This window comes from Mesorhizobium sp. M4A.F.Ca.ET.050.02.1.1 (genome assembly GCF_003997725.1).
Lineage (GTDB): Bacteria > Pseudomonadota > Alphaproteobacteria > Rhizobiales > Rhizobiaceae > Mesorhizobium.
In genome coordinates, this window is the sequence record NZ_RZSG01000586.1 from 1 (window position 1) to 3,833 (window position 3,833).

Here is a 3,833-nt window from a genome sequence, read left to right on the forward strand (position 1 = left end):
ACAGCCGCACCCGCGGACCACATGCGACGGTTCGCTGAGGGCGGCGATCAGTCGTTTATTGAGAGCTGCCGGTGGGTTGATTGGTGCCTGTGGCAAGACATCTGCCCCGGTCAACTGTGTTCGTACAGGATGGACGTTCAGCGCCTCGGCCGCGTGCCGGACGGCGTTCGCGCGGTGGTTTTCCACGCCAAGCCCCGGCCATGGGAGGTAGGTTGGTGAAAGCACCCGAGCAAGGTGGCGAGGCCACCGTTCAGCATCCCCGCCTGACGCAACGAGGTCGAGGTCGGCGTGCTGATGGACGTCTCGTCCGAAGGGTGGCACGACATCACGTTTTACTTCATTGATCGGCGCCATCCGGTAGATCGGTGGCCGGCGCAATATGTGCGACCGAAGATGTTCACACCGGTCACGATCTCAAGCGCGGTAGGATGTCGGCGCCGGCTCTCTGGATTGTGCACGAGCATGATCCATGCTGGACGTGTCGCACGTGGACATAGGCGCTACGCGCCAGCTGAGAGGGAGTGATCTTACATCGTCCGTCTCCTCCTCCATTCTGAGAGCGGGGAGGCGATCGTTCAGCAGAGCTTTAAGAGTCAAAATAAGGTAACGACATCCGCTTTCGCAAAATAGTCGGAGAGCTTTCAGCGCCATCTCAAATGGCAAATGCACCAAGCAGTCCCGGCACAAAATGGCGTCTGCAGTGGGCAGCAACTCACGCGTAATCACTGACTTCATCAATGAAATTCAATGTTCCCCGCTCCTTGATTGGTTTCGGTTCACACCGCCAGTGCGGGAGGCTGCTTTCCAAAGCGGAACTCGGTCGCGTCGGCCCACATGCGATGCAGAATGACAGCCAGGTTGCGAGCGACCGCGACCCGGGTTCGTGCCATGCCGCGCCGCCTGGCGACATTCATGCCCATGCTCTGAGGCTCGACCACTTTTTCGATCGCACCAGCAGTATGTGCGCCGCCTCATAAAGCACGATTCAGGCGAGTTCGCCGCCGCAGCGGCTGACACGGCCCTAGATGTCGCTCTCGCCGGACTGGTAGCGCGCCGGCTTCAGCCAGATGCGGCCCCACCGCCCGCGAGGAGCCAAACCGCTCCGGCCGGTCGATTGTGGCGCGGAAGGCAAGCGCGGTGATCGGCCCGACGCCCGGCGCGCTCATCAACCGCCGACAGACGTCTTCGTTATGCGTGATGTCGAGAACCTGCTCGTCAAGCGGGTAAACTCTCCCAGCATGACGGCGAGGACCGCAAGAAGCGGCTCGACCGCGCCATCACCTGGGCGTCGGCGCTCGTCAGCTCACGCACGCGGCCGGCAAAAACGCTGCGCGACGGCAGGGCCAGTTTGACACCGGCCTCGCGCAGCATCGCCCGAACCACGTTTTCGATCGAACGCATCTCGTTTGGCACCGTGCGGCGAGCAACCATCAGCGAGCGCCAAAGTCGGCATTGCCGCCTCTTGAAATGCGCCTGCCGATACCAGCCGGTGCGCATGAATCCCCACCGCTCCTCCAGGCTACAATCCCCATAGCGCCAGTCCTGCCCGTGGCTCCGTTCAATCCGGCTTGCAATGAGGTCCGACGTCGTGCCAAGCGGCTCCGTCGTGCCCGCGGACCTCACAGAAACCTTATCGGTTGGATCCGCGTTGGATCCGGTACCATGAAGCAGCCAATCGCTTCGACGGCGAGGCTCCGAGGGGGCGGCCCCATTCTCCAGACGGCATAGTAAAAGCCCAGGTTTCTGTTCGGGTCACCGCCACCTCGGATCGTTACCGGCGACCCATCGCCAAGCGCGACCGCCGCCGGGACCCTGTTTCTGTTGCGCCGCTCTCAGGCCGCCGGCCGCAAAGCGACGCCGGCCGGGATTTCTCCGGTCGTAACTATGCGCCACAGCGCGATAAGCAGTTTCCGGGCGAGCGCCACGATCATGGTCGTCTTGCGCGCGCCCTTGGAACCTTTGGTGCGCGCCCGGTACCATTGCGCGAGGGCGCTATCTTTCTGGAACCTCAGGATCGCCAGGCAAGTTGGATCAAGCCGCGACGCACACGAGCATTGCCCGCCTTGGCCAGTCCCTTCTCTCGTCGCCTCTTGCCGCTCTCGTCCGGTGCGCCCGTGAGGCCGACGTAGCGCGCCACCGCCCGTCGGTCGCGAAGCTTTCGGCAGAGCACCTCCTGAACCAGCATGTCCGCTGTCTCGACGCCGACACCGACGACACGGGCCAGAAGGCGCACCATCGCATGCGGCCCTTCTGCCGGCGCCTGTTCCAGCCGTTTCAGTCGGACCCGTTCAATCGCGTCGATCTGTTCTCGTCCATAGCGAGCAGCGCCAGGTCGCGGCGGATCTCATCGAGCATATTCAGGGGGGATCGGCGTGTCTTCCGGTGTGCGCAGAGCCTCGAGCTGTAGCGGAGCCTTGCGCAGCTGCGGTTTGAAGCCGCGGATGCCGAGTTGGGCCAGCGCCGATTTCATCCGGTTGACGATCCGGGTGCACTCGCCCACCAAGCTTTCTCGCTCGCGGCTCAGACGCTTTGCATCTTCCTGCTCGAGCGTCGGGATCGCGACCATTCGGCAATGCCCGCGCTCGCCGCGCAGCCAACCCAGGAAACGCGCGTCAGCATCGCCGTATCCAGCCCCGGTCGGACTTCGCCCGGCGGTGCTCGCGCGACACGGCGACGCTTGTCGAATGGATGACGTGCACCTCAATGCCGCGAGCCTGCAGCCACCGCGCCAGCCAAAACCCGTGGCGCCCCGCCTCATAGGCGAGTGCAGTTCGTCCAATCGTCCGGCCCATCTTAATCGCCTCGAGGTGCTAGCGCTCGAGCAGCCGCAGCAGTGCCATGGGATCAGGCTCCAGCTTCTTCAAGGGCTGGCGATCAACACCGGGAAGCAATCCAGACACAAGCCAGCTTGACTCTCAGGGTGCCCCAGCATGAACCTGCGGAGAAGCTAGGCGCATTGGTTACAAAGGGTATTGGCTTCCGCAGCCTCCTCCCGAGACTACTCGGCTGCTGTTGAGCAGGTCCCGACGGCAGCGGCGGTGAGGCCTGCATCTATGAGATGTGGTCTCCAGTGATTTCGTGAGCAGCTTCGCCAGATTGGTGGGCTGATCTCGCTCACGGGTCCTCCTGACGCGACCAGCGGATTGGTTCAATCCCCAACAATTCGCGTACATGGGTCCCGCTCTAATCTAGCATGTGGCGATCACGTAAAACTCGAGACGATCGTGGCGCGACATGCACTCGATCAAGCGGTACTGTCCGGTCGCGTCACTTCAGCTCTCGTGACTTTTGCGGAACACCGACATGTATTGTCGGGATACATTCTCAAACGGGCGCCGCTGCCAGTCTCCGTAACGTTCCGTAAGCTCAAGTCCGCTGATCTTTGCGAGCAAGTCAAGCTCGGTTGGGTAAACATAACGCATCTTAAGTGGAATCGCTCGGCTTCCGGCAGGCGTAAGATAAAGGTCTTGAGAAACAAATAGTTGCTGATTTCGGTCATGTCTGGCGAAGCGCACCATCGCGCGCCGATCATCAATATGCACAACGGTAGTTCGTTGGTCCCCATATACGCCAGCGTCCGAGAAATCAGCGGTATAAGGATAGTACAAATCTAACACGAGCCGCCCATTCGGCAATAGCGCCTTCACAATGGATTCCAAGCAGCCGATTTGTTGCTCGACAGTCACCATAAGTGAGAAGGTGCTGTTTACGCAGTACACAAGATCATATTGAGTACCGAGGTGGAAGCTTGCCATGTCTGCTAGGAGTGTCGTAACCGAACCGCCCCCGTTCTTCGAGTGAAGCGAGGCAAGCATCCTTTCCGAGTTGTCGAG

The 3,833-nt window shown here is 61.3% G+C and carries 3 protein-coding genes and 2 pseudogenes; all 5 read right to left on the reverse strand.

The window, feature by feature from the left end:
- Window positions 1–354: hypothetical protein (locus EOA33_RS39865; protein WP_210212615.1), on the reverse strand; the 354-nt coding region annotated here is incomplete at its 3' end.
- A 422-nt stretch (window positions 355–776) separates the two neighbouring features.
- Window positions 777–1,497: pseudogene (locus EOA33_RS27355) on the reverse strand (transposase); the annotation flags it as partial.
- A 511-nt stretch (window positions 1,498–2,008) separates the two neighbouring features.
- Window positions 2,009–2,236, reverse strand: a complete 228-nt coding sequence (locus EOA33_RS40860) for a transposase (RefSeq protein WP_127407064.1) — start codon at window positions 2,234–2,236, stop codon at window positions 2,009–2,011.
- Between the two features lie 108 nt (window positions 2,237–2,344).
- A complete protein-coding gene (locus EOA33_RS40865; protein WP_127407065.1) occupies window positions 2,345–2,566 on the reverse strand; it encodes a hypothetical protein in 222 nt (73 codons plus the stop codon).
- Between the two features lie 706 nt (window positions 2,567–3,272).
- Window positions 3,273–3,833, reverse strand: a pseudogene (locus tag EOA33_RS27375) (hypothetical protein); the annotation flags it as partial.

What these genes read in the sequence shown, in the direction of transcription:
- EOA33_RS40860 (WP_127407064.1), bottom strand. Translation starts at nt 2,236, where the DNA reads ATGGTGCGCCTTCTGGCCCGTGTCGTCGGTGTCGGCGTCGAGACAGCG.
- EOA33_RS40865 (WP_127407065.1), bottom strand. Translation starts at nt 2,566, where the DNA reads ATGGTCGCGATCCCGACGCTCGAGCAGGAAGATGCAAAGCGTCTGAGC.